This window comes from Mesorhizobium sp. M6A.T.Cr.TU.017.01.1.1 (assembly GCF_004023115.1).
In the GTDB taxonomy this organism is placed as follows: Bacteria; Pseudomonadota; Alphaproteobacteria; order Rhizobiales; family Rhizobiaceae; genus Mesorhizobium; species Mesorhizobium mediterraneum.
In genome coordinates, this window is sequence record NZ_RZTA01000004.1 from 22,425 (window position 1) to 41,427 (window position 19,003).

19 protein-coding genes are annotated in these 19,003 nt (G+C 63.4%); 9 read left to right on the forward strand and 10 right to left on the reverse strand.

Going from position 1 to position 19,003, the window contains the following annotated elements; translation table 11 throughout:
• Positions 1 to 114: 114 nt before the first annotated feature.
• Genes EOB36_RS02105 through EOB36_RS02130 form a run of 6 tightly spaced genes read left to right on the forward strand, consistent with a single transcriptional unit; the run spans position 115 to position 4,496 of the window.
• The gene (locus tag EOB36_RS02105; protein ID WP_095483803.1) at positions 115 to 852 is read left to right on the forward strand and encodes a GntR family transcriptional regulator; all 738 of its coding nucleotides are present in this window, start codon (positions 115 to 117) and stop codon (positions 850 to 852) included.
• Positions 849 to 1,334 (forward strand): DUF3830 family protein, encoded by a 486-nt coding sequence (locus EOB36_RS02110; RefSeq protein ID WP_095483804.1) that lies wholly within the window; start codon positions 849 to 851, stop codon positions 1,332 to 1,334. The genes EOB36_RS02105 and EOB36_RS02110 overlap by 4 nt, the downstream gene beginning before the upstream one ends.
• Positions 1,335 to 1,694 (forward strand): TIGR04076 family protein, encoded by a 360-nt coding sequence (locus EOB36_RS02115; RefSeq protein ID WP_095483805.1) that lies wholly within the window; start codon positions 1,335 to 1,337, stop codon positions 1,692 to 1,694. It begins immediately after the preceding gene.
• The gene (locus EOB36_RS02120) at positions 1,691 to 2,746 is read left to right on the forward strand and encodes an aldo/keto reductase (protein ID WP_095483806.1); all 1,056 of its coding nucleotides are present in this window, start codon (positions 1,691 to 1,693) and stop codon (positions 2,744 to 2,746) included. The genes EOB36_RS02115 and EOB36_RS02120 overlap by 4 nt, the downstream gene beginning before the upstream one ends.
• An 8-nt stretch (positions 2,747 to 2,754) precedes the next feature.
• Positions 2,755 to 3,183 carry a DUF4440 domain-containing protein gene (locus EOB36_RS02125; RefSeq protein WP_128284175.1) on the forward strand — a complete coding sequence of 143 codons (429 nt, stop codon included), beginning with the start codon at positions 2,755 to 2,757 and terminating at the stop codon, positions 3,181 to 3,183.
• 53 nt (positions 3,184 to 3,236) lie between these two features.
• Positions 3,237 to 4,496 (forward strand): ABC transporter substrate-binding protein, encoded by a 1,260-nt coding sequence (locus EOB36_RS02130; RefSeq protein WP_128284176.1) that lies wholly within the window; start codon positions 3,237 to 3,239, stop codon positions 4,494 to 4,496.
• A 64-nt stretch (positions 4,497 to 4,560) separates the two neighbouring features.
• Here the strand turns inward: EOB36_RS02130 and EOB36_RS02135 are convergent, their stop codons facing one another.
• On the reverse strand, positions 4,561 to 5,100 hold the full coding sequence (locus tag EOB36_RS02135; RefSeq protein WP_095483808.1) for an Lrp/AsnC family transcriptional regulator: 540 nt from the start codon (positions 5,098 to 5,100) through the stop codon (positions 4,561 to 4,563).
• Positions 5,101 to 5,148: 48 nt separating this feature from the next.
• Here EOB36_RS02135 and EOB36_RS02140 point away from each other — a divergent pair, with 48 nt between their 5' ends.
• Positions 5,149 to 6,321, forward strand: a complete 1,173-nt coding sequence (locus tag EOB36_RS02140; RefSeq protein WP_128284177.1) for an MFS transporter — start codon at positions 5,149 to 5,151, stop codon at positions 6,319 to 6,321.
• A 162-nt stretch (positions 6,322 to 6,483) separates the two neighbouring features.
• Positions 6,484 to 6,909 carry a GNAT family N-acetyltransferase gene (locus EOB36_RS02145; protein ID WP_128284178.1) on the forward strand — a complete coding sequence of 142 codons (426 nt, stop codon included), beginning with the start codon at positions 6,484 to 6,486 and terminating at the stop codon, positions 6,907 to 6,909.
• A 161-nt stretch (positions 6,910 to 7,070) separates the two neighbouring features.
• Here EOB36_RS02145 and EOB36_RS02150 read toward each other — a convergent pair whose 3' ends face one another.
• The 9 genes from EOB36_RS02150 to murA form a co-directional block, all read right to left on the reverse strand.
• On the reverse strand, positions 7,071 to 8,186 hold the full coding sequence (locus EOB36_RS02150) for an anhydro-N-acetylmuramic acid kinase (RefSeq protein ID WP_128284179.1): 1,116 nt from the start codon (positions 8,184 to 8,186) through the stop codon (positions 7,071 to 7,073).
• Positions 8,187 to 8,193: 7 nt separating this feature from the next.
• Positions 8,194 to 9,198 carry a serine hydrolase gene (locus EOB36_RS02155; RefSeq protein WP_128284180.1) on the reverse strand — a complete coding sequence of 335 codons (1,005 nt, stop codon included), beginning with the start codon at positions 9,196 to 9,198 and terminating at the stop codon, positions 8,194 to 8,196.
• A 232-nt stretch (positions 9,199 to 9,430) separates the two neighbouring features.
• Positions 9,431 to 11,179 carry an ABC transporter ATP-binding protein gene (locus EOB36_RS02165; RefSeq protein ID WP_128284181.1) on the reverse strand — a complete coding sequence of 583 codons (1,749 nt, stop codon included), beginning with the start codon at positions 11,177 to 11,179 and terminating at the stop codon, positions 9,431 to 9,433.
• The gene (locus EOB36_RS02170) at positions 11,176 to 12,015 is read right to left on the reverse strand and encodes an ABC transporter permease (RefSeq protein WP_127203650.1); all 840 of its coding nucleotides are present in this window, start codon (positions 12,013 to 12,015) and stop codon (positions 11,176 to 11,178) included. The genes EOB36_RS02165 and EOB36_RS02170 overlap by 4 nt, the downstream gene beginning before the upstream one ends.
• Positions 12,015 to 12,974, reverse strand: coding sequence for an ABC transporter permease (locus tag EOB36_RS02175; RefSeq protein WP_128284182.1), 960 nt, complete (start codon positions 12,972 to 12,974; stop codon positions 12,015 to 12,017). Before EOB36_RS02175 ends, EOB36_RS02170 begins: the two co-directional genes overlap by 1 nt.
• Positions 12,975 to 13,017: 43 nt before the next feature.
• Positions 13,018 to 14,556 (reverse strand): ABC transporter substrate-binding protein, encoded by a 1,539-nt coding sequence (locus EOB36_RS02180; protein WP_128284183.1) that lies wholly within the window; start codon positions 14,554 to 14,556, stop codon positions 13,018 to 13,020.
• 126 nt (positions 14,557 to 14,682) lie between these two features.
• Complete coding sequence (gene murQ / locus EOB36_RS02185) at positions 14,683 to 15,606, reverse strand: N-acetylmuramic acid 6-phosphate etherase (RefSeq protein ID WP_128284184.1); 924 nt, start codon at positions 15,604 to 15,606, stop codon at positions 14,683 to 14,685.
• Positions 15,607 to 15,797: 191 nt separating this feature from the next.
• Positions 15,798 to 16,688, reverse strand: a complete 891-nt coding sequence (locus EOB36_RS02190; RefSeq protein ID WP_128284185.1) for an N-acetylglucosamine kinase — start codon at positions 16,686 to 16,688, stop codon at positions 15,798 to 15,800.
• Positions 16,685 to 17,941: a UDP-N-acetylglucosamine 1-carboxyvinyltransferase gene (gene murA / locus EOB36_RS02195; RefSeq protein WP_126103421.1), complete on the reverse strand. Its 1,257-nt coding sequence runs from the start codon at positions 17,939 to 17,941 to the stop codon at positions 16,685 to 16,687. Before murA ends, EOB36_RS02190 begins: the two co-directional genes overlap by 4 nt.
• Positions 17,942 to 18,121: 180 nt before the next feature.
• On the opposite strand from murA, the gene EOB36_RS02200 reads away from it, so the two are divergent.
• On the forward strand, positions 18,122 to 18,979 hold the full coding sequence (locus tag EOB36_RS02200) for a MurR/RpiR family transcriptional regulator (RefSeq protein WP_128284186.1): 858 nt from the start codon (positions 18,122 to 18,124) through the stop codon (positions 18,977 to 18,979).
• Positions 18,980 to 19,003 lie beyond the last annotated feature (24 nt).

Here is a 19,003-nt window from a genome sequence, read left to right on the forward strand (position 1 = left end):
CGAAAGCGATCACCGCCGCCTTCTGGTTTGATTTGTGATCACACTTGCTTTGATCACGCTATTCGGCTTTAATTTCTTCCGCAAGCCGAAAACGGGCCAAGACCGGGACTTCCCATGCAGAAGGCCGCCATCGAACGGAACAATGAAACGATCGCAGCCCAGCTTACGCCGGTCGGCCGCGAGACGGTGCAGGATCGCGTCTATTCGGAGCTGCGTCGCGCCTTGATCGGCGGCCTCTTCGAGCCGAGCCAGGTGCTGACCATCCGCGGCCTCGCCGACGCGCTGGTCACCAGCACCATGCCGGTGCGCGAGGCGCTCGGACGACTGATCACGGAGAAGGCGCTGGAAGCGCTTCCCAACCGCTCCGTGCGCGTGCCGCCGATCACGCTGGAGCGGATCGACGATCTCTTGCGCGCCCGTTCCCTGATCGAGGGCGAAGCCATCGCGCTGGCCGCCACGCGCATGAACCCGCGCCAGATTGCTTCGGTCGAGGCCATGCTCGGCGAGTGGGACGAGATGCGGGCGCTGAAACACAAGAAGGATATCGACCGCGAGGCGACGCTCAACCAGAGCTTCCATTTCGAGATCTACCGCTGCTGCGGTTCCGCCGTGCTGATCCCGATGATCGAGAGCCTTTGGCTGCAATCAGGACCCTGCATCCGCGTTGCTATCTATGCCTTTTCCGACGCCGGCGAGGTCGACACCGCCCACTACCATCGCAGCATCGTCGCAGCGCTTGCGAGGCAGGATGCGCAAGCGGCGCGCGAGGCGCTGGTGGCCGACATCAGCCGACCTTTCGCCTTCCTGCGCGACAAGCTCCAATCCGCAAGCAAAGAAGGATTGAGGGCATGACGCCTGCCATCAGGATCACTGAGGAACGTTCAAAGCTTTCCGTGACGGCGTTGCTGTTGCCTGAAAAGGCGCCTGACAACGCTGCCTTCCTGCTGGCCTATCTCGAGCAGCCGCGCGTCGTTGCCGGCATCCATGCGATGTGGACGGGGCCGGAGATCTCCTGCCCGGTTCCGTCAGCGGATATTGAGGGCCAAACCTATGCCAGGCCCCTGCCGGCGGAGAATGCAACGCTGACGCCGCAGCCGGGCGACATCGTGCTATCCTACGTGCCGCCCCGCATGTGGGGCGGCAGTCCGAATGCGATTTTCGACATCGGGTTGTTTTACGGACAGGGCGCGCGCCTGCTGTTCCCGATCGGCTGGCTTGCCGGAAGCGTGGTCGCGCAGGTGCGTCCCGAGGAGCGCGACCGGTTCGCCGCCGCCTGCGGCGTGATCCGCCGCAACGGCGCTTGCGACATCACCTTCACTCGTGTGGAGATATGAATGGCTGAGGACGACGACAGTTTCGAACTCTTCGATCTTCGTGTCGAGGCGGTTATCCCCGAGGGCAAGCCGATCTATTGCGGCGCCAAGGCGGGTGACTATTTCGAGCTCAAGGGTGAGATGCTGTCGATGCCGGCGGGGCAGGGTTTTTCGATCTATTCCATATCAGCCGTGCTGCCGCTGCTCGCGGCAAAACAGCGCCCGACCCACAAGAACGACTGGATGACATCAGACGCCGAGATCGCCTGCCCCGATCCCAATTGCGCCAGCCGGCTGAGGATCGTCAGGACGGGCAAGCGGCGGTTCAGCCACGCCGAAACCACGGCGGTGCCGCTGCCGAAGGAGAATGACCAGAGATGACCGAAAAGTCCTTCGAGCTCAGCCCCGGCTATACGATCTCACGCGTCATCCGCGGCGGCTGGCAGCTTGCCGGCGGGCATGGCGCGATCGATCGCCAACAGGCGGTGACCGACCTGATCGCCACTTTCGACGCCGGCATCAGGACCTATGATTGCGCCGATATCTATACCGGCGTCGAGGAGCTGATCGGCGCGGCGCGGCTGCGGCTTGCCAATGAGCGCGGCCTCGACGCCGCCGCCAAAATGAAGGTTCACACCAAGCTGGTGCCTGACCTGGAAAGGCTTGCAAACATCAGCCGCGACTATATCAGGGGCATCGTCGACCAGTCGCTGCGGCGGCTGAAGACGGAGCGGCTCGATCTCGTGCAGTTCCACTGGTGGGATTATGCGCTGCCCGGCTATGTCGACGCGATGGGCTGGCTCAATGACCTTCGCCTGGAAGGCAAGGTGCGCAATGTCGGCACCACCAATTTCGATACGCCGCATTTGGCCGAGATCCTGGCCGCCGGGGTGCCGCTGGTCAGTCAGCAACTGCAATACTCCGTGCTCGACCAGCGGCCGGCCAACAGCCTCGCGGCACTCGCCAAGCAAAACGGCGTCAGTTTCCTCTGCTATGGTTCGGTGGCAGGCGGCTTCCTGAGCGAAAAATGGCTTGATGCTGCCGAGCCGCAGACGCCCCTCGAAAACCGGTCGCTGGTCAAATACAAGCTGATCATCGACGACTTCGGTGGCTGGGAGCTTTTCCAGGAGTTGCTTCGCACATTGAAGGCCGTCGCCGACCGCCATGGCGTCGACATCGCCACCATCGCCAGTGCCTGGGTGCTGGAGCAGCCGCAAGTGGCGGCCGTCATCGTCGGCGCCCGCAACCAGGCGCACGCCCTTGCCAATGCTAGGATTATGGACGTGGTGCTCGACGCCGACGACCGGGCGCGGATCGCCGCCGTGATCGCGCAAAGCCGTGGGCCATTAGGTGACGTCTACACGCTGGAACGGGACCGCCACGGCCGCCACGGCTCGATCATGCACTACAATTTGAACGCAGGCCGGATATGAGCGCCGCCATGGACGAGAAGTCCTCTCTGCTTTCCCGCGCGAGCGCCGAGGTCGTCGATCTTCACCGCTTTTTCGTCGACTGGTTCGTTGCAGGAAGCGCGGACAGGGCGGATTTCAGCCGCTTCGAACGCGTCATGAACGAAAGTTTCTGCATGGTTGCGCCGGACGGCCAGATCCTCGATCGTGACGCAGTGGTCGACCACGTCAGGGTAAGCCGCGCTACCTGTGATGGCGACTTCACCATTTCGATCGAAGACATCAGGGCCAGCTGGCAGGCCGACGACGCGATCGTCCTCTGCTACGTCGAAACGCAGCAGCGCGCCGGCAAGCACAGCCGCCGTCGCTCGAGTGCCGTTTTCACCACCAGTTCATCGGCGCCCAATGGCGTTGAATGGCGACATCTGCATGAAACCTGGATGCAGATTCCGGAAGACTGAACAGGCTCAAGACATGAATTGAATCAGTGTCGTGTAACGAAAGGGGAACAACAATGACAAAGACGCTACTTCAGATCACCACCGCGCTGGCTCTGCTGACAGCCGCCGGAGCAGCGCAAGCCGCCGATTGCAAGATCACGGTCGGCCTCGTCATGGAACTGACCGGCCCGGCCGGCGAATACGGCCAGGCCGGCGCCAAGTCGGTCGAAATGGCCTTCCGCGATATCAATGACGCCGGCGGCGTGCGCGGTTGCGACCTCGCCACCGACACGCGCGACAGCCAGAGCCAGGGCAACATCGCGGTCGACGCCGCGACCCAGCTCGTGCAGGTCAAGAAGGTGCCGGTGATCATCGGCGGCATCATCTCCTCGGTGTCGATTCCGATCCTGACCTCTGTCACCGCTCCGGCCAAGATCGTCCAGGTCTCGCCGGCTTCCTCGTCACCGACGCTGACGGCGCTCGGGCGCGACGGCAAGACCAACGGCATCTTCTTCCGCACCATCACCTCGGATGCGCTGCAGGGCGTCGCCGCGGCCAAATATGCCATCGACAAGGGCTTCAAGAAGCTGTCGGTCATCCACGTCAACAACGACTTCGGCGTCAACATGGTGGCGGAGTTCTCGCGCGCCTATAAGGCGCTCGGCGGCACCATCGTCTCCGACACGCCTTACAATGAAAAGCAGTCGAGCTATGCGTCCGAAGTCACGGCGGCAATGGCCGGCGAGCCCGACGGGCTTTATCTCGTCAGCACGCCTGTCGATGGCGCGACCATCGCCCGTACCTGGATCTCGCAGGGCGGTGTCCAGAAATTCCTGCTCAATGACGGCATGAACAGCCCGGACTTCATCGAATCCGTCGGCGCCGATTATTTGAAGGACGCTTATGGCACTTCCTCGGGCACCAGCCCGACCGCATCGACCGAGTATTTCACCAAGAACTACAAGGAATTTTCGGGCATCGAACCGTCGAACCCGGCGGCCGACCGGTCCTATGATGCCGGCGCCATCGTCGGATTGGCAATCGCCATTGCCGGGTCCGAGGATCCGGCCAAGATCAAGGACGCGATATACAAGGCGGTCGATCCGGCCGGCACGCCGATCTATGCCGGCAAGGACGAGTTCGCCAAGGCGCTCGGCCTGATAAAGGATGGCAAGCCGATCCGCTACGAAGGCGTCATCGGCCCGGTCGCCTTCGACAAATACGGCGACATCACCGGCCCGTTCCGCCTCTGGAAGATCGTCGACGGCAAGGTGACGACCGATGGCGAAATGACGACGGATGACGTCAACGCCCTGCAGGCGAAGCTTCAGTAAGGCACCTCTTGTCCGGCATCATTTCATCGATGTTGATGCCGGACATCGTATTTGCGCGCTTCGGCTAGTAGAGCGGCTTGGCCATATGCCGGGGCGTCGGCCATTCGGTCGTGATCCCGGGCTGCACCGGCCGCTCCAGATAGGTCGATAGAACCACGTAGCTTCGCGTCGAGGTGACGCCGGGCGTTTCGTAAAGACGCGACAGCAGGCCTTCGAGCGCCCGCGTGTCCTCGGTGCGGACCTTGATCAGCATGCAGGTGTCTCCGGCCACCGAGTGAATCTCCTCGACTTCGGGATGCTCGGAAATCGCCATCAGTTCGGGGGTCTTTCCCCAGCCCTTAGTGTCGATGTGCACGAAAGCGAGTAGCGGCTTGCGCACCGCCTTGGGATCGATGATCGCCGCGGTGTTGCGGATGGCGCCGCTGCGCCGAAGCCGCTTCACCCGTTCATGGGCTGCCGGCGGCGACAGGCCGACGCGTTCGCCGAGCTCGGCATAGCTGATCGTGGCGTCATCGACCAGAACGCCTAATATTTTTCGGTCGGTGGCGTCGATGTCGCGGGCGGCAGGCCTGTTCTGCGGAATGCCATCTGTTTCTTCGTCCATAATGAAATTCCTTATTGATACAGAATTTAATACGGCCATTATTGCCATATGTCGAACAGTGATCAAGTCGCAACATTGACGGCTAGGCCGCCTATCCCGGCGCTCGCCTATCTGCTCACTGGATGCATCGCCGTGATCGGCTCCAACTCGCTGGTTCTCGGTCCGATAGCACCGGCGGTGGCCGCGTCGTTTGCGACAAGCGTGCCGGCCGTCATGATCGCGTCCGCTGCGTTCGGCCTCGGAACATCCGCAAGCGCCTTGTTCCTGGCGCGCTATATCGATCGGCTTGGCGCTCGCCGCATGCTGCAAGGGGCCTTGCTGCTGCTGGCGATAGCGCTTCTCGCCAGCGCCGCCGCGCCGACGGTGACGGCGCTGGTTGCGGCCCAGCTTCTCGCCGGCATCGCCGCCGGTATCGCCATGCCGGCAATCTATGCCAGCGCCGCAGCGATCGCGCCACTTGGCCGCGAAAGCGGGACGATCGGCGTCGTGTTGACCGGATGGACGCTGAGCATGGTGGCCGGCGTTTCGCTATCGGCGGTGCTCGCCGACCTGGTGCATTGGCGCGCCGTCTTCGCGGCGGTCGCAGTCCTTGCGGCGCTCGCGTTGATTAGTCTTACGCTGACGTCGCTGAGCGATGTCAGGAAAAGCGGTCCGGCGCCGACACCGCTCGGCGCTTTGGCCGTTCCCGGCATAGTGCCGCTTCTGGTCGCCTGCGGCGCCTTCATGACCGCCTTCTACGGTGTCTATGGCTATCTCGGCGATCACCTTCACAACGGCTTGGGACAGCCGGTCAGCGCTAACGGTTTTGCTGCGCTTGCCTATGGCGTGGGCTTCGGCATGGCAGCACTTCTTGACGGCGTGATCGATCGCCTTGGCGCGCGACGCGTCATGCCGTTCGCCTATCTTCTGGTCGCGATCGTCTATGTCGCGCTTGCCGCGTCAAGCAGTAGTTTTCATCTGACCATCGCGATGGTGGCGGTCTGGGGCCTTGCCAATCATTTCGGGCTGAACGTCCTGGTGATGCGCCTTTCGGCGCTCGACCCGGCGCGGCGCGGCACCATCATGGGTTTGAACAGCGCAGTGACCTATCTCGCGGTGTTTGTCGGCACCACGGCCTTCGGACCGCTTTATTCCAGCTTTGGCTTTGCGGCATCGGCCGTGGTCGCAGCGTTGCTCATGCTGGTTGCCGCTTCGGCGGCCGCGTGGCATTCGCCGCGGTAGTCGCGGACCATCGCAAGTCGCCGGTTTGAGCCACGCGGCGGCAAGCGGCAGAGCTTGCGCCTCCCTCCTGTCCTTCGATAAATGCAAATGAAAGTGCCACAGTCCGGAAGGACGCGCGGCGCTGTATACGGATATCCGGCTGCGAGCCCGTCTGGACATGGGATGAACACGACGCTTGAAACCACCGCAGACCCTTCGCCGAAAGAGCTCGCTTTTCTCGGGGAGCGGCTCAGCGCGTTCAACGACAGCGATGTCGGTCCGGCCAACAGGAAGGCGCTCGCCGTGTTCGTGCGCGACGAGCACGGTGCGGTTGTCGCCGGCATTTCGGGATATACGGCCTGGGGCTGGCTCTATGTGCAATGGCTCTGGGTCGATGAGCGACTGCGCGGCCAGCACATGGCCGGCAGGATGCTGGACGCAGCCGAACAGGAAGCCGTCGCGCGTGGCTGTCACGGCGCCTTGATCGACACGTTCAATCCGAAAGCGGCCAAGGCCTATGAGCGTCAGGGATACCGGCCTTTCGGCGTGCTTCCCGATTTTCCCGTCGGCCGCAGCCGCGTCTTCCTGCAGAAGAAATTGTTGGCTTAGAGCAAAGATGAGATCAGGTTGGTCGTTTTGCCGGTGATGGCTTGGGACAAGGTCGAGGGTTTTGGCGAAGGCCGTACCGGGAGTACGGTCGAGCCGAAGCCCGAAGGATTTGGCCCAAACCAGCCCGGCAAAACGACCAACCTGATCTCATCTTACTCTAGTTAGCCGGCAAGGCGTCCGCCGCGCATCGGCTGTGGCACACCAGTGGTGGTCGGGAAGCTGATCGGCAGGCCCCTGAGCACGCGAACTGCAAGGAAGGCAAAGCACTCCGCCTCGACCGCGTCACCCTTCCAGCCGAGCGCCTCCGCTGGCACCGCTTCGACGCCGGCGCGGCTGGCAAGCATGGCCATGATCGTCGGATTGTGGCGGCCGCCGCCGCTGACCACCAGCCGCTTCGGCCGATGCGGCAGAAGGTCGAGCGCTTTGCCGACGGCGGCGACCGTGAAGGCCGTCAGCAGTGCTGCGCCATCCTCAGCGTTCATTCCATCCGCCATGGCCGCGCCGAAATCGAACCGGTCCAGCGATTTTGGATAGGGCTTGGCCAGATAGGGATGCTGCAAGAGCTTGGCCAGCCGGACTTCGTCGACCGTGCCGGCGCGGGCCAATGCGCCATCGCGATCCATTTCGCCAAGCCCTTTCGCCTTGATGAAATCGTTCAGCGGCGCGTTTGCCGGCCCGGTGTCGAAGGCAACGACATTGTCCTTGCCGTCCCACCAGGTGATGTTGGCGACGCCGCCGAGATTGAGCACAGCCGTGTCGCCGCTGGCGTCGGCATCGCGCAGCAGCGCGGCATGATAGGCGGCCGACAGCGGCGCGCCTTGCCCGCCGGCGCGCATGTCGGCCGAGCGGAAATCATAGGCCACCTTGGTACCCAGAATGGCATGCATCAACGCGCCATTGCCGAGCTGGCGGGTCTGGCCGAGCCGGCCGACTTGCGGCGCGCGATGCAGCACCGTCTGGCCATGGAAGCCGACGACCCCAATATCGGCTATCGTCAGACCGTAGCTTTCGACCAGGTCCTTGACCGCCGCGGACTGGGCGCGCGTCAGCGCCTCTTCGGCCTCGCGAAAGATCGCCGGCTCTGGTCCGGTGAAATTCCACGCCCTGGCTTGATCCAGCGTCTCCTCCAGCAGGGTCCGGATCGATCTGGGGTAGGGTGCCAGCGTGTAGGTGCCGAAATCCGCGATCCGCTCGCCGTCGGTCTTGATCAGCGCAACATCGATATTACCGTCCAGCACGGTGCCGGTCATCAGGCCGACGGCCCAGATTGGTTCCATAACTATCCTAGGCTCCGTTGACGAGATCGCCGACCGATTGGCGAAGCGCTGCGATCCCGCTGTTGAAATGACGTGTCGGATGGATCCGGTTGGTGAGCAAGGTCCATGCCTTGCCTTTGTCGAAGTCGATCCACAGGCCGGTACCGGTAAAGCCGGTATGCCCGATCGTCCCGGGGCTGCACAGCCGGCCGCCGGACCAGCCTTCATAGGGCTGCTCCCAGCCATGGGTGCGGGTCGCGGATAAGGGCGCGCGCATCAGCGTGATCGTACGCGCGGATGCGCCGGTCCCGTCCAGCAACCCTTGTGCAAAGTCGAGGATAGACGCCGCCGTTCCGAACAGCCCGGCGTGACCCGCACCTTGCAGCGCCGAGCAATTGTCGTCGTGGACCTCGCCGCAGAGCACACGATGACGCCAGGTGCAGTCTTCCGTCGCCGCCGTTTGATCCGGCTCAGCGGAGAACGCAAAGCCCGGGCCGGGGTCCATCTCGCGGATGGCCTTTCCCGACACGCGCTCCAGGGCAAAGCCGAGCAGGATAAAATTGATGTCGGAATAGACCGGTTCCCCGGCCTGCCATTCGCGCTGCAGGACGAAGGCGCGCAACAGCTCGGGGTCGCGCCCGTAGGTGTAGATTGGCGCAACGGCGGGAAACGGCGTCTGATGGCCGAGGCACTGGCGAAACGTCACCTTCCGCTCCCAGGCCTTTTCATCATACTGGCGAAGATCTGATAGGACCGAGATCAGCGGTGCGTCGAGATCGATGACGCCTTCTTCCGCCAGCGCCAGGATGCGCGGCGTCGTGAAGATGACTTTGGTCAGCGAGGCGAGATCGAACCAGGTTTCGACATGCATCGGCCGCACCTTCGGCACGATTTGAGCCGAGCCGATTGCCCGGACGAAGCGGTCGCCATGCCGATCGACCATGCCGAGCACGCCGCCGGGAATGCGTGAGGCACCCACCGCCGCTTCGAGAGGGGCGAAGGCGCGGTCGAAGAAGTGGGCGAGGTCGGTCAATGCCAGCCTCCGCTCGAAACTTGGCGCTTTACGACACCCCCCTCCGTCCTGCCGGACACCTCCCCCTCAAGGGGGGAGATTGGCAGTTTTGGCGCCGCCGTCCATTTCTTTCCGCGTTGAAAATTGGCGAAACCTAAGGCGATATCCAATCTCCCCCCTTGAGGGGGAGATGTCCGGCAGGACAGAGGGGGGTGCTGTCCCGCTGCGTCTGGATAATTTTGGGCGACATGCATCACGCTTCCACCCTCGCTCTGTGATCCGGCCCGAACTCATCCCACCTCGCCGGCTCCGGTTCAAATCCCAGCGGCCGCACAAGCGAGGGGACCTGGCGCGTGTCCAGTTCGAAATGCTCGCGCCGCCGGTCGATGGTGGGAACCGCCGCAATGAGCTTCTTCGTGTAGGAATGCTTCGGCTCCGACAACACCGATGTGGCGTCGCCGATCTCGACGATCTGGCCGGCATAGATGACCGCGATGCGGTGGGCGATCCGCTCGACGACAGCCATGTCATGCGAAATGAACAGATAGGCCAGCCCGAACTCGCGCTGCAGGTCGACCAACAGCTCCAGAACCCTGGCCTGCACCGAGACATCGAGCGCGGAGACCGCTTCGTCCAGGACGACGACGGAAGGGTTGAGCATCAGCGCGCGGGCGATGCACAGTCTTTGCCGCTGGCCGCCCGAGAATTCGTGCGGGTATCGTTCAAGACTACTTTCCGGCAGGCCGACGCGTTTCAGCAGCGCGGCCATTTTCGTCCGCGTCTGCGCGTTCACACGGCCGCCGGTGGCGATCACCGGTTCCGCCAGAATGCTGGCGATGCTGAGCCTGGGATTGAGCGAAGCGTAGGGGTTCTGGAACACCATCTGCACTGGCAGGGCGCTCTGCTCGGCGGCAGCCTTCCGCGCGCCGGCCGAGAATGTGCCGCGCGTCGACCGCACAAGCCCCAGGATCGCGCGCGCGGTGGTGGATTTGCCGGAGCCGCTCTCGCCGACGATGGCCAGTGTCTCGCCGGGCATCAGGTCGAAATCGACGCCGTCGACCGCATGCACGGCGCCGCTGGCGCGGCCGAAGAAACCTGATTTGACCGGAAACCGCACCACCAGGCCGTCGACCTTCAGCGCGGGTTCGGTGCCTTTGTCCTGTTTGCGTCGCCCGTCCGAGCGCGTCACGCGACCGCTGGCGAAATGCGGCACGGCGTGCAGCAGATGCTGCGTGTAGGGGTGCTGCGGATGGTCGAGTATCTGGTTCAACTCGCCCTGCTCGACGGCCTCGCCGCCCTGCATCACCATGATCTTATCGGCGATGCCGGCGACCAGGCCGATGTCGTGCGTGATGAAGATCATCGACATGCCGGTTTCCCGCTTGAGCTCGGCGAGCAGCGCCATGATCTGCGCCTGCACCGTCACGTCAAGCGCCGTCGTCGGCTCGTCGGCGATGAGCAGGCGCGGATTGCAGGCGAGCGCCATGGCGATCATCACGCGCTGCAGCATCCCGCCCGACAGCTGGTTCGGCGTGTATTCCAGCCGCCGCGCCGCATCCGGAATGCGCACGCGATCGAGCGCATCCTTCGCTGCAGCCGTAGCCTGCCGGCCGGTCAGGCCGCGATGCAGGCGAAACGATTCCTCGATCTGCCTGCCGATGGTCAGCACCGGATTGAGCGAGGTCATCGGCTCCTGGAAAATCATGCCGATCTCGGCGCCGCGGATCTTTGTCAGTTGCGGCTCGGTCGCCGTCAACAGGTCGAAGACGCTGTTGTCGGCCCGTCTCAGCTTGATCGAGCCGCCGGTGATGCGGCCGCCGCCATAGTCGACGAGACGGTTGATCGACAGAGCGGTGACCGACTTGCCCGAGCCGCTTTCGCCGACAATTGCCAGTGTCTCGCCGTCGGCGAGGTCGAAACTGACGCCGCGAACGACCTCATTGGCTTGCGGCTTGCGGCCGAAGCCGACGCGCAGGTCGGTGACGGACAGAAGCGGGATCACGCGATCGACCTCCGCATCTTCGGATCGAGGATATCGCGCAAGGCATCGCCAAGCAGGTTGAAGCCCAGGATGCTGACCATGATGGCGAGCCCCGGGAAGATCATCAGCCAGGGGGCTGTTTCCATGAGGTTGCGGCTGTCGCTCAGCATCAGTCCGAGCGACGCGGCGGGCGGCTGTGTGCCAAGGCCGAGGAAGCTCAAGCCGGCCTCCGTCAACAATGCCCAGGCCAGCGCCAGAGTAACCTGGACGGTCAACGGCGCCACCAGGTTGAGCAGCAGATGCCGGGTCAGGATGTAGCTTGAACTGGAGCCGAAAGTGCGCGCGGCGTCGACGAATTCACGCGCCTTGAGCGACAGCGCAGGGCCGCGCACGACGCGCGTGAAAATCGGCGTGTAGACGATGGCGATGGCAACGATGCTGGTCCATGTTCCCGGCCCTGCAACCGTGACGATCAGCAGCGCCAGAAGGATCGCCGGGAACGCCAGCAGCACGTCCATGATGCGCATCAGCAGGCCGTCCCAGCGGCGTCCGAACCACGCTGCCGCGAGCCCGAGAACGGTGCCGGCGAGCGTTGCGAAAGCGACCGAGAAGAACGCCACCGTGAAGGATTGGCCGATCCCGGTCATTAGCCGGCTTGCCACATCGCGGCCGAACAGGTCCGTGCCCATCCAGTAGGCGCTGTCGGGCGCATGCAGCCGGTCGACGCGATACTGCATCAGCGGATTGTGCGGCGTCAGTCCCAGCATTCCGAGGATCGCAAGCAGCAGATAGAGCGCGACGATCGCGCCGCCGATCCGGCCGCTGGTATGCGCGAAGATGGCGCGCAGAATACGCATCAGCGCTCCCCCAGCCGGATGCGCGGATCGAGCGCGACATAGGCGAGGTCGACCAGGAGGTTGACGATCATGAAGTTGAAGGCGATGAACAGGACGCTTCCCTGCACCAGCGCATAGTCGCGCTGCAGGATCGCATCCAGGACCATGCGTCCGAGACCCGGCAGCGCGTAGATCTGCTCGACGATGACGGCGCCGCCCAGGAGGTAGCCGAACTCGATGCCGCTCAGCGTGACGACTGGGATCAGCGCATTCGGCAGGGCGTGGCGCCAGATGACGCTGCGGTTGGAGGCGCCCTTGCTGCGGGCCGTTCTGACATAGTCGTCGCTCAGCACGTCGAGCATGGCCGACCGCGATATACGGGTTACCGAGGCCGCGAAGGCAAATCCAAGCGTGACCGCGGGCAGCAGCAGCTGGCTCAGATTGCGCAGCGGATCCTGCCACAGTGGCGAAAACGCGCCCATCGTCGGCAGCACGCCAAAACCGGCGGACAGCGTGTAGATGATCAGCAGGGCAAGAACGAAATTCGGCGTCGACTGACCGATCATCGCGACCACGCGCACGCCGAGATCCGACAGCTTCTCATTGTGTGTGGCGGCGAAAACCCCCGCCGGCATGCCGACCGCAAGCGCGATGATCATCGCCAGCAGCGCGAGCTCGAGCGTGAGCGGGAAGCGCTCAAGGATAACGTCGAGGACCGGCTTGCCATAGGTGACCGAGATGCCCAGATTGCCGTGCAAGAGACCGAGCAGCCAGCGCCAGTACTGGATGAACCAGGGCTGGTCGATGCCGAAATAGGCTGCAAGCGCATCACGCTGTGCTGGCGTCAGCAGGCCGGCTTCGGTCCCCAGCATCGCCGTGATCGAGTCGCCCGGAACCATCCGGATCGCCACGAAAACGAGAACGGACACGCCAATCAGGACGAGAGGAAACGTCGCCAGCCGTCGCATCAGATAGTTCACGCGAAGAATACCTCTCGGGCGATAGGTCCGAAGCCGGAGTTGGTTACTGCTGGAGCGTTACCTTGGCGAGGCTGAACAGCGATCCGGTCGGCACCGGCACGAACCCTCCGACATTCTTCTGCTGGGCCGTATAGCTGTACGAGTTGTAGAGCCAGATCCAGGGCGACATCTCGGTGATATGTTTCTCGAAATCGCCAAAGATCACCTTGCGTGCCGCCGGGTCGGTCTCGGTGCGGCCTTTCTGCATCAGTCCGTCGAGCGTGTCGTCGATATAGTTCGCCACCTTCTGCAGGTTTCCGGCCTTGGTCCAGTAGCGATTGTACATCGTGTAGGGATCGGCCCTGCCGCCGTTCAAGGCGATGGCCATGTCGAAATCGCCCTTCAGCCAGGCATCGACATAGACATTGAGCTCCATCATCTTGATGTCGAGCTTGACGCCGATTTCGGCGAGCTGCGACTGGATGACCTGGGCTTCGGCTGCCGCCGTCGGCGGCTCGCCGGTGGCGCCGATCACGCTCGCCGAAAAGCCGTCGGCATAGCCGGCCTCGGCCATCAGCTTCTTGGCCTTCTCGACGTCGCGCGTGTAGCAGAACAATTGGTTCGGATCGGTCGCCAGAGCAGGGATCGTCAGCGGACCGGTGATCTTGCCTTCGCCAAGCGAGGCGGTGTCCAGCACCTCCTGCCGGTCGATGGCGCAAGAGATGGCTTGACGCACCTTGAGCTCGGTCATCGGCTTGCGTGACGGATTGAGCTGCAGCACGTGATAGGCAAGCACCGGCACGCGGTTCAATTGCAGGCTAGCTTCCTTTGGAACCAGCGTGGCGACAAGCGGGTCGTTGAGCAGCGCGAAATCAATCTGCTTGGTGCGCAGCGCCGCTAGGAGCGCCGTTTCGTCCGGAAGCACTGAGATGTCGATGCCGTCGACGCCGGTCGCACCACCGGCCCAGTCCTTGTTGGCGACAAGAACTTCCTTGGAATTCGGATCCCATTTCTCGAGCTTGAACGGACCCGAGCCGATCGTCGTCGTGCCGATCGAGCCGGCGGCGATTTCGCTGGCAGGGACAATGGCTGCGTTGATGTCGCTCATCGCCGTCAGGATCGGAACATCCGGCTGCGACAGGTGAAACACGACGGTGGTTGGATCTGGCGTATCGATGCTGGCGATCGAAAGGAAGTTGGCGCGGGCGGCTGCACTTGTCTTCTCGTCGAGTATCCGCTCGAACGATGCCTTTACATCGGCCGACGTCACCGCCGCGCCGTTCTGGAATTTTGCTTTCGGATTGAGCTTGAAGGTCAGCTCCTTGCCGTCCGCCGAGAACTGCCAGGAATCGGCGATGGCCGGAGTGATTTGCAGGCTGGCGTCGAGCCGCACCAGCGGTTCGTAGATCAGTTCCAGCAGCCGCAGTGATGAAAAGGCGGTCTGCTTGTGCGGATCAAGCCCGGTGGCGTCCTGTGACCAGGCCATACGCAACGTCGCCGCATCCGCCTGCGCCGGGACTGCCGCAATGCCGAGCATCGCCGCCAAGGCAATGCCAGGTAGCGTCATGCCGGAAAGCAGTTTCTTGGTAAGGTGCTGTACCATCGTCGTCTCCCATTATGATCGAACTCGATGCCTTGCAGTTCCGCGGACCGCTTCAAAGGGACACGCGTCCCCAGAATGTCGGCCCAGTCTATCGGCCCAGTCTGTCGGCCCAGTATCCATGCGGCTTCACACCGTCTTTTCGCCTATCGCCTTTCGCAGGAACCCCCCGGCATTGCCAAGCGCCTCGCGCGCCTCTTCGACGCCCATGCCGGTGATCCTAACCAGTATCGCCAGCTTGACGTCATTGCCGGTCTGGTCGAGTGCTTGTCGTGCCTGTTGCGCCGCGCAACCGGTCGTCTGCATGACGATCCGGACGGCCCTGGCGACGAGCTTCTTGTTGCTGGGGTTAAGGTCCACCATCAGGTTCTGATAGCTCTTGCCGATGCGGATCATGCTGGCGGTCGTCAGCATGTTGAGGACGAGCTTTTGCGCCGTTCCCGACTTCAGCCGGGTCGAGCCGGTGAGAACCTCGGGGCCGACAAGCGGAGAGATGGCGATGTCGGCAAGGCCGGCGATGATCGATTTGGCGTTGCAGGAGAGCGCCACGGTCGTCGCTCCCACCTGCCGTGCATAGGTCAAGCCGCCGATGACATAGGGCGTGCGCCCGCTGACCGCGATGCCGACCACCACATCGTCGGCGGTGAGATTGATCTCCTGCAGAGCCTTCATGCCCTGTTTTGGATCATCCTCCGCGCCCTCGGCGGACCGCACCAGCGCATCGGGACCGCCTGCGATCAGGCCCACCACCATGCTCTCGGGCACGCCGAAGGTCGGCGGACACTCCGAGGCATCGAGGACCCCCAGCCGGCCGCTCGTGCCGGCACCCATATAGACAAGCCGCGCACCTTTCTGGAAAGCAGCCACAATCCGGTCTACGGCGGCGGCGATTTCCGGAATGACCTTCTCGATGGCAGCTGGAACGCCTCTGTCCTCGTCATTGATCTTGCGCAGGATATCGATGGTCGGCAGCAGGTCGATATCCATCGTCTTCGGGTTCCGATCCTCGGAAACCAACCGCTCCAGCTCCGACATCAACCCTTGTTCGCTCATCCACTTGCTTTCAAAGTTCTTGCCGCCAGCAAGTACTAATGTGATGCCGCGCCAAGCGTCGACCAGTGCCAGTGGTTGGCATTGGCTTCGTGTCGGCTGTCCCGGTTTCTGCTTTGTTAACTTTCTAGAATTGATTATTCGCAGTGTCAACGGACAGTGGAATATAATATTCCATTCCTTGTGTTGGGACGCTATCGGCCGCCAAGAGACTTTTTGGCCAGGATGATGGCCCCTGAAACCGCGTCGCCATCGGCGGGTTTCAGACGCCGGCGGACGTCGGGAGAAAGCCACGGCTCGAGCGGGCTGGACAACCCTCCCAGCAACGTCACCCGTGGCGCGCCTTTTTCGAAAAGCACCCGCACGAAAGTATCAACTTGCTCGGCCGCACCTTGCACGATGCGTCGTCCGACCGGATCTCCCTGGTCGGCGTGGCGGATCACCATGGGTGCGAAAGCCGCATAGTCGGTCGCTGTGGCGCGGTCCATCCAGGCGACCGCCTCGATCGGGTCGTCCTTGAAACGCTGCATGACCTCCGTCAGCAGCGCCGTGCGCTCGTGCCGGCCATCGTGGGCGCGCAAGGCGAGCTGCACGGCCTTCAGCCCAAGGTCGGCGCCGCTTCCCTCGTCGGAGATCGGAAAGCCGTAGCCACCGACGCGCAGGTCGCGCCCGTCGACAAAACCGATGCCGATGGAGCCGGTGCCGGCAATGACAATGGCGCCGTCCTGGCCCGAATGCGCACCAAGGCAGGCGCCGACGCCGTCGCTGACGAAGTCGATGCTGGCAAAGGGATGTGCAATCGCCCGAAACGCCTCCAGCGCACCCTTGCGCCCGATGCCGGCGAGGCCAATTCCTGCCCGGATCCGGGCGATCTCCGCCGGCCCGAAACCCGCCTCCTCGATCGCCGCGTCAAACGCTTTGGCAACGGAGGCCCAGGCCGCGCCGATGCCGAGCCGCGTCGTTGCCGGGCCCGACAAGCCTTGCCCCAGCACCGTTCCCGCTTCGTCTTCGATGCGGGCGCGGCAGCCGGTTCCGCCGCCGTCGACGCCCAGGAAATAATGCGCAGACGCCGCGGCGACACTCATCCACTTATCCGCTCGATCTGGGCGCCGCACAGGCGGAGCTTGCGGTCCAGCTGCTCATAGCCGCGGTCGAGGTGATAGACCCGGTTGATGACTGTCTCGCCTTCGCAGATCAGCGCCGCCAGCACCAGCGAGACGGAGGCGCGCAGATCGGTGGCCATCACCTGCGCGCCCCTCAGCTTCTCGCCTCCGCGCACCAGCGCCATGGTCCCTTGCAGCTTGATATTGGCGCCGAGCCGCATCAGCTCGGGAACATGCATGAAGCGGTTCTCGAAGATCGTCTCGCGCAACAGCGCCGCGCCGTCGGCACAGCACATCAACGCCATGAACTGGGCCTGGAGATCGGTCGGAAAGCCAGGATAGGGTTCCGTCGTAACGTCGACCGCTCTGAGGGGGCCGTCCCTCGATACGATCAGTCCACGGTCGCCGGGCCAGACCTTCACACCCGTGGCCTCGAGCAGCTGCACCACCGATGCCATATGCTCGAGCCGCGCATGGGTCAGCTCGAGCTGGCCGCCGGTGATGGCCGCGGCAATCGCGTAGGTGCCGGCCTCGATCCGGTCCGGGATGATGTCGTGCGTGGCAGCACGCCAGTTGCTGCTGCCCTCGATCAGGATGCGGTGCGTGCCCGCACCTTCGATCCGGGCGCCCATGGCGTTCAGGCAGGCGGCGAGGTCCGCCACCTCCGGTTCGCGCGCCGCATTGAGGATTTCGGTCTCGCCCTTCGCCGCGGTCGCGGCCATCATCGCGGTCTCCGTCGCTCCGACCGACGGCGAGCTCAGCACGATACGCGCGCCTCTCAATCCGCCCGACGCCGACGCAACGATCAGCCCGTTCTCGATGGCAATGTCGGCGCCAAGGGCGGCGAGCGCCGCGACATGCATGTCGACCGGCCGTGCGCCGATCGCGCATCCGCCGGGCAGCGAAACCCTGGCATGGCCGAAGCGGGCAAGCAGCGGGCCGAGAACAAGCACCGTCGCGCGCATGCGCCTCACCGTGTCGTAGGATGTCTCCTTCGAGAGGGCAGCACTTGTATCGATGGTGGCGGCATGGGCTGATCTGGTGATCTCGGCGCCGTGCAGTCTCACCACGCCAAGCATATTTTCCACATCGGTCACATCAGGCAGGTTCGTCAGCTCCAGCGGATAGGGGCTGAGCAGGGCGGCCGCTATCTGCGGCAAAGCTGCGTTCTTGGCGCCGGAGATGGTCACCGCGCCTTGCAGCCTGTGTCCGCCGGCGATCCGCAATTTGTCCATGGCTCTGGAACCTGACCTGATATGTGTACGAGCTTACGCGCTCGCAGGCGATCTTTCATGCCCGAATCTGGGCCGGTCGCATCGGCTCGAGAGTCGATGGATCATTCCTGGCTGTCAATCGTGGCCGGAATAATTTATTCCTTTGTTTGGCATTGCCTGCAACTGGCGACAAGGGAACGCATGTCCGTCCTGAAGAAGATCGAGGCCAAGCTCGAAACCATGGCGCCCGGTGATCGCCAGATCGGGCAATTCATCATCGACCACCCCGACCAGATGCTGCGCCTGTCGACGGCGGCTCTCGCCATCGAGATCGGCCGCAGTCAGTCGAGCGTCGTCAAATTCAGCCAGAAGCTGGGCTATGCCAGCTACCAGGAGCTTAAGCTCGCGGTCAGCGAGGCGAAGTTGCAGGAATGGCAAGTGCCGGCCGGAGTGATCCACGGCTCGATCGAGGTTGGCGACAGCTACCAGATCATCCTGAAGAAGCTGATCGGCAGCAAGCTTCTGTCGATGCAGCAGACCGTCGCCGCCAACAGCGAACGGATCATCTCCAGGGCGCTGGACATGCTGGACCGCGCGCGTCGCATTCATCTGGTCGGCGTCGGCGCCTCCTCGCTGGTGGCGCGCGATTTCTCCTACAAGCTGATGAAGCTCGGCCGTAATGTGCTGCACGACAGCGACAGCCATGTGCAGATGGCCAATGTCTCGACGCTCGGACCCGGCGACGTATTGTTCGCGCTCTCCTATTCCGGTGCCAGCATCGAAACCTTGCGGATGGCCGAACTTGCCCGCAAGCGCGGCACGACGGTGATCGCCGTCACCGGTCTGCATGACAATCCGTTGAGCCGCGTCGCCGACATCCGCCTCTACACCATCGCCGACGAAGAGCGTGCACGCTCCTCGTCCATCACCGCACGCGATGCGCAGCTGACACTGACGGACTTGCTGTTCATCCTGCTCGTGCAAAAGCAGCCGGACGCCAATGAATATGTCCACAACAGCGAAGTGGCCGTCTCGGTGCTGAAGGCGGATCGATCATAGCGCTGCCGGTGTGTTGCAGATGAC

Bases quoted from the DNA above. Each gene is read 5' to 3' on its own strand.
- EOB36_RS02105 (WP_095483803.1), top strand. From the start codon at position 115: ATGCAGAAGGCCGCCATCGAACGGAACAATGAAACGATCGCAGCCCAG.
- EOB36_RS02110 (WP_095483804.1), top strand. From the start codon at position 849: ATGACGCCTGCCATCAGGATCACTGAGGAACGTTCAAAGCTTTCCGTG.
- EOB36_RS02115 (WP_095483805.1), top strand. From the start codon at position 1,335: ATGGCTGAGGACGACGACAGTTTCGAACTCTTCGATCTTCGTGTCGAG.
- EOB36_RS02120 (WP_095483806.1), top strand. From the start codon at position 1,691: ATGACCGAAAAGTCCTTCGAGCTCAGCCCCGGCTATACGATCTCACGC.
- EOB36_RS02125 (WP_128284175.1), top strand. From the start codon at position 2,755: ATGGACGAGAAGTCCTCTCTGCTTTCCCGCGCGAGCGCCGAGGTCGTC.
- EOB36_RS02130 (WP_128284176.1), top strand. From the start codon at position 3,237: ATGACAAAGACGCTACTTCAGATCACCACCGCGCTGGCTCTGCTGACA.
- EOB36_RS02135 (WP_095483808.1), bottom strand. From the start codon at position 5,100: ATGGACGAAGAAACAGATGGCATTCCGCAGAACAGGCCTGCCGCCCGC.
- EOB36_RS02140 (WP_128284177.1), top strand. From the start codon at position 5,149: ATGTCGAACAGTGATCAAGTCGCAACATTGACGGCTAGGCCGCCTATC.
- EOB36_RS02145 (WP_128284178.1), top strand. From the start codon at position 6,484: ATGAACACGACGCTTGAAACCACCGCAGACCCTTCGCCGAAAGAGCTC.
- EOB36_RS02150 (WP_128284179.1), bottom strand. From the start codon at position 8,186: ATGGAACCAATCTGGGCCGTCGGCCTGATGACCGGCACCGTGCTGGAC.
- EOB36_RS02170 (WP_127203650.1), bottom strand. From the start codon at position 12,015: ATGCGTATTCTGCGCGCCATCTTCGCGCATACCAGCGGCCGGATCGGC.
- EOB36_RS02180 (WP_128284183.1), bottom strand. From the start codon at position 14,556: ATGGTACAGCACCTTACCAAGAAACTGCTTTCCGGCATGACGCTACCT.
- murQ (WP_128284184.1), bottom strand. From the start codon at position 15,606: ATGAGCGAACAAGGGTTGATGTCGGAGCTGGAGCGGTTGGTTTCCGAG.
- EOB36_RS02190 (WP_128284185.1), bottom strand. From the start codon at position 16,688: ATGAGTGTCGCCGCGGCGTCTGCGCATTATTTCCTGGGCGTCGACGGC.
- murA (WP_126103421.1), bottom strand. From the start codon at position 17,941: ATGGACAAATTGCGGATCGCCGGCGGACACAGGCTGCAAGGCGCGGTG.
- EOB36_RS02200 (WP_128284186.1), top strand. From the start codon at position 18,122: ATGTCCGTCCTGAAGAAGATCGAGGCCAAGCTCGAAACCATGGCGCCC.